Origin of the sequence: Enteractinococcus helveticum, from assembly GCF_020742345.1 — a bacterium.
Lineage (GTDB): Bacteria > Actinomycetota > Actinomycetes > Actinomycetales > Micrococcaceae > Yaniella > Yaniella helvetica_A.
This window is the reverse complement of sequence record NZ_DYXC01000151.1, coordinates 1-4,691: the sequence shown is the minus strand read 5'-3', so window position 1 is coordinate 4,691 and position 4,691 is coordinate 1. Positions and strand designations below refer to the sequence as shown.

Below are 4,691 nucleotides of genomic sequence, written 5' to 3'. Positions count from 1 at the left end.
AATATTCCGGGCCCGTTGTGGCACGCGTGACCGAGGGCAGTATACATCTGAGCTATCAGGTTCGTGATGATGAAGATCAAGACTGGATGGACCGCGAACGCGTCTATTCCCCGTTTCAGGTCGGGTTCTTTGAGCCCATGGAATTCCAGGTGACCCTGGACGGCGATGAGATCGTGATCGACTACTCGCCGCTGGATCAATATAACCCGGACTGGCTCAGCCCCGAGTTCCGGGACTAACTCCCGGGCAAATAATGGAGATGCCCACGCCAGCGTCGTCAGCAGGACGGCGGTGATGTTCAGTGCTGGTTTGCGCTGCTGGACGCTGAGAACCGGATGCCGTCTGCTCCGATGACGAACCGACACTGCGCGCGATGGGGCAGCCAGACCATCGTGCCGGATTCCAGCGGATCATGGTGTCTACTTCCCGTTGTAGTTCTCCAGAACCGTCCAACACCCCGGAACAGTACATCAAGCTCTGGCCCGGTCGGGGAGGTCCGCGCTGTGAGGCGTAGACTTCAGCAGTTTCTTCGAGTGTCAAAAAGTACTTGAAAATCCTAGTGAAATTGGTGAACAAGAACCCACCAGTCTCAGTCGGTGACGCCGACAGTGCCGTCTAACGTTGTCCACGATGTTAACGCGTTGCCACTGCGATATGAATCTTTGGCGTCGTCGTCAGGAATGCTGCTGAAGGTCTTGTCGGGAAAAAATCCCCCTGCTAGCGTCCCAAATAATCGGCCGATTTTCTTGACGGCGGATGGGCCGTTTTCTGTGAGTTGCACATTTCAGGGCGTGGAAGCTGAGGCCGTCCTTGGCACAAGCGTCTGGACAGCAGGGGTTATGAAACTCGAGCACGACCAGCTCATCGAGGCATATCGTCGGATGAGTCGAATCAGACAATTCGAAGAAACTACAAAAGAACTGCTCCTCAAAGGTCAACTGTATGGAGCATTCCACACCTCCACCGGGCAGGAGGCATCGATTGTTGGGTCCTGCCTGACGCTGGAGGACACCGATTATATGGTTGGCACTCACCGCTCGCACGGGCATCCCATCGGCAAAGGAGCCAATATCAAGGGCTTAATGGCTGAACTGTTTGGACGCGTTGACGGTGTGAACCAGGGTAAAGGCGGTTCGATGCACCTGTCGGACTTCTCGATTGGCTCGCTGGGGGAGACATCAATTGTCGGTTCTGGGCTACCAGTGGCAACTGGAGCGGGCCTGGGGTCGAAAATGCAGGGTGAAGATAAGGTCACGCTGTGCTTTTTCGGTGACGGCGCTTCGAACGAAGGTACTTTCCACGAGTCCTTGAACATCGCCTCGATCTGGGAACTGCCCGTGGTGTATGTGTGTGAAAACAACGGGTACGGCGAACTGACCGCCTGGCGCAAAGTGGTGGCATCCGAATCGATTGCAGCACGTTCGGTGGCGTACGATATGCCGGGCATTGTCGTCGATGGCCAAGATGTTGTGGCCGTCTACGAGGCAGTGAAAACCGCAGTGGATCGGGCACGCGCCGGTGACGGCCCTTCGTTGGTGGAGACTCGCACCTACCGGTATGAAAATCACGCGATCGGCCTGCCCATGGAAGCCTACCGTGATGCCGAAGAAGTTGAAGACTGGCGTGCCAACCGAGACCCACTGATCCTGTTCCGTGATCGTACCGATGACTTCGGGATTGACATGAGTGAACTCGATGCCATCGATCTCAGCATTGCCGAAGAGGTTGACGCCGCCGTCGAATTTGCAAAAGCCTCGCCGGAACCAGCGCCCGAAGAGGCATTCACAAACGTATTTACCGAACCCGTCGAGATCCGACGCTAGACGAGAAGAGATCAAGACTGATGAGAACAATGACGTATCTCGATGCAATCGTCGAAGCCCAACGTGAAGAAATGGCCCGTGATGACAAGGTATTCCTCATGGGTCTTGATGTTTCTTGGAATATCAACGGGACGGCGGGCAATAAGAACGGCGTCCTATCCGAGGAATTCGGGTTGGAACGCGTTCGTGACGCCCCAATATCGGAAAATAGCTACCTGGGTGCTGGCGCCGGTGCCGCGATGGTCGGCATGCGCCCGATCATTGAAATTGAGATCGCACCGTTTATCTATGTGGCTATGGACCAGTTGGTGTCTATCATTTCCAAATCGACCTACATTTACGGCGGCCAGACGTCGTTACCCATCACTATTCGGATGCCAATGATGTATAACGTGGGCAACGCCGCACAGCACTCGGACCGGCCGATGTCCACACTGGCCACGCTGCCGGGGTTGAAGATTATTGCGCCGTCGACACCCAAAGACATGTACGGGTTATTGCGCACGGCCATCCAAACCAACGACCCGGTGGTGGTGTTTGAAGACTTCTCGCGCACCGCGGTCAAAGGTGAGGTGCCAGATGCCGAGGAAGACTTCACCATCCCGCTGGGCAAAGCTGACATCAAACGCCAGGGCTCCGATGTCACCGTCGTGACAATTGCTGGCACACTGCGCGAAGCCGAAGTGGCCGCGGACCACCTGTCCCAGGACGGTATTGAAGCCGAGATCGTGGACCCACGATCAATCTTCCCGTTGGACTTGGACGCGATCCTGGCGTCGGTAGCCAAGACCGGCAAGGTCGTTGTGGTTGACCCAAGCCACGACTTCTCCTCGATTGCTTCACATATTGCAGCAGAAATTGCCCTAGAAGCGTTTTGGGATTTGGAGGCTCCAATTCAACGCGTGACTACACCGCACACGCACATCCCCTATGCCCAGACGATGGAAAAGCCGCTGTATCCGAATGCGGAACGCATCGTCGCCGCCGTCTACAAGACGATGGAATGAGGTGGGGTCATTGACTACCGAAATTAAACTCCCACAGTGGGGCATGTCCATGTCCGAAGGTACGGTCACCCAGTGGTACGTGACCGTCGGAGATGAAGTCACTCAAGGCCAGACGCTCGTTGAGGTTGAGGCTGCGAAAGTCACCGATGTGGTGACCGCACCAGCAGCGGGAACCGTAGAGGAAATCCTGGTGGACGTTGATGAAACAGTCGAGGTCAACACTGTGCTGTGCACTATTGGAGACGGCGCACCAGCAGGCGAAAAACTCCCGCAAGATGAGCCCAAGGGCGAAGCGAAATCGGCCGCAGGGACAACGCGAACGACCGCGGTTGAAACGACAGCCGTCGAGGATCTGACGGAGACCCACCCGGTGACGCGAGACATCGAAGCCGCCCGGATGCATTCGGGGCGTGTGCACGGTGTGGTTCCGTTGGCTCGAAAACTTGCCAAAGAACACGGCGTCGATCTGACGCAGCTGACCGGCACGGGCAACCAGGGTCGCATCGTCGTCAAAAATGTGCAGGCTGCCATTGATGTTCAAGATTCAGCGCCAACCGTGCCGGTCAAACGAGAAGAGGGCACTCGCCAGAGGGTTTCGCGGTTGCGGAAGGTGATTGCACAACGAATGCACATCAGCCTGCTGGAAACCGCTCAGTTCACTATGATAACCTCCGCAGATGTCACGGATTTTGCGACCATGCGTTCGGACATCGCTGGTGGGGCTACTAAACCGTCGTTCACGGACGCGGTTGTGCGCGCGGTTGCGCTCGCCTTATGCAACCATCCGATGCTGAACTCGCGCTTGGAAGATGACACCATCGTCAACCGAGGCGAGATTAACGTCGGTCTCGCCGTCGCCATTGACGATGGATTGGTTGTTCCGGTTATCCGCGATGCCGACCAGCTTGGTTTGGCCGAGATTGCTGAGGCTACGCGGGATCTGGCTAATCGTGCTCGAGGCAACGAGTTGGGTGTCGATGCATTTGAAGCTGGAACTTTCACCGTGACGGCGTTGGGTGGTCAGGGTGTGGATTTCTTCACCCCGATCATCAATCCACCGCAGTCGGCCATCCTCGGTGTGGGTCGTGTGCGCGAAGTGCCAGCACGTTTTGGGACTGGACTGATGTGGCGCCAAGAATTGCCACTGAGCCTAACCGTTGATCATCGTATCAACGACGGGTACCCGTCAGCCCTGTTCCTTGCGGAGGTCGTTGAGTTGTTGGAGGAGTCGAAACAACTGGTCTAATAGCTGCTAACACCAGATCTGGTCATGCTCTTTAGTGTGGCCAGGTCCCGATTTAGCGGTGCGGGGGTGGAGTTATCGATTTCCGTTCGTGCTCGTTTTCGGACCAGCAGCTGCTGATGTTGCTCATGTGGCAGCGACGGTACGCCTCCTGACCGATCAATTGGCGAGTTTTATCGAGATTTTCAACAGTGACTCGTTTCTCGTTGTGTACTCGCCATCCGACAAAGTAGTGCTTGTGGCGTTCCTCAATGTTCTTCGATGAACTCCTTAAGGCAAGAAGTTCGGTAGGTATTTCGCGCGGTTTCCAATCACTCGGAATTTGATCATTGAGATGCGTCAAAAATTTTTTGGTCGAAAACGGATTATCGGGATTGGACTTGACGCCGAGAGCATTCAGTAGTGGCTTGTAGTGCTCTCCTAGATAACTCCCAACACGGTAGCCACGGTGAACTAGAAGCTCGAAAGTGTAGGGGTGCGGCTGTGGACCACGGACTGCAAGGAAAAGAACATACGGTTGCTCATCTGTAATAAAGACAGTATGGATCTGACCGAGATTGTTGTTGTAACTAAATGGGCTCATCGTAAAAATGAGTGTAGTTGGTGTCTGAATCCGCC

7 protein-coding genes are annotated in these 4,691 nt (G+C 55.3%); 4 read left to right on the top strand and 3 right to left on the bottom strand.

Features of this window, described 5'->3' with window-relative positions:
- On the top strand, positions 1–239 hold a 239-nt coding region (locus K8V32_RS13115), incomplete at its 5' end, for a hypothetical protein (protein ID WP_303908347.1).
- On the opposite strand, the gene K8V32_RS13110 is transcribed toward K8V32_RS13115, so the two are convergent.
- Together K8V32_RS13110 and K8V32_RS13105 are read right to left on the bottom strand one after the other, a co-directional pair.
- Entirely contained in the window at positions 217–540 is a 324-nt protein-coding gene (locus K8V32_RS13110; protein WP_303908344.1) for a hypothetical protein, read from the bottom strand. The two genes, K8V32_RS13115 and K8V32_RS13110, sit on opposite strands and share 23 nt — an antisense overlap.
- Positions 541–589: 49 nt before the next feature.
- The gene (locus tag K8V32_RS13105) at positions 590–781 is read right to left on the bottom strand and encodes a hypothetical protein (protein ID WP_303908341.1); all 192 of its coding nucleotides are present in this window, start codon (positions 779–781) and stop codon (positions 590–592) included.
- 10 nt (positions 782–791) lie between these two features.
- Between K8V32_RS13105 and K8V32_RS13100 the strand changes: the two genes are divergently transcribed.
- The 3 genes from K8V32_RS13100 to K8V32_RS13090 are packed head-to-tail and all read left to right on the top strand — an operon-like array spanning position 792 to position 4,076.
- The gene (locus K8V32_RS13100) at positions 792–1,823 is read left to right on the top strand and encodes a thiamine pyrophosphate-dependent dehydrogenase E1 component subunit alpha (RefSeq protein WP_303908338.1); all 1,032 of its coding nucleotides are present in this window, start codon (positions 792–794) and stop codon (positions 1,821–1,823) included.
- 29 nt (positions 1,824–1,852) lie between these two features.
- On the top strand, positions 1,853–2,830 hold the full coding sequence (locus K8V32_RS13095) for an alpha-ketoacid dehydrogenase subunit beta (protein WP_303908336.1): 978 nt from the start codon (positions 1,853–1,855) through the stop codon (positions 2,828–2,830).
- Positions 2,831–2,840: 10 nt separating this feature from the next.
- Entirely contained in the window at positions 2,841–4,076 is a 1,236-nt protein-coding gene (locus K8V32_RS13090) for a dihydrolipoamide acetyltransferase family protein (protein WP_303908333.1), read from the top strand.
- 52 nt (positions 4,077–4,128) lie between these two features.
- Here the strand turns inward: K8V32_RS13090 and K8V32_RS13085 are convergent.
- A partial coding sequence (locus tag K8V32_RS13085) for a DUF6037 family protein (protein WP_303908330.1) occupies positions 4,129–4,691 on the bottom strand: 563 nt, incomplete at its 5' end.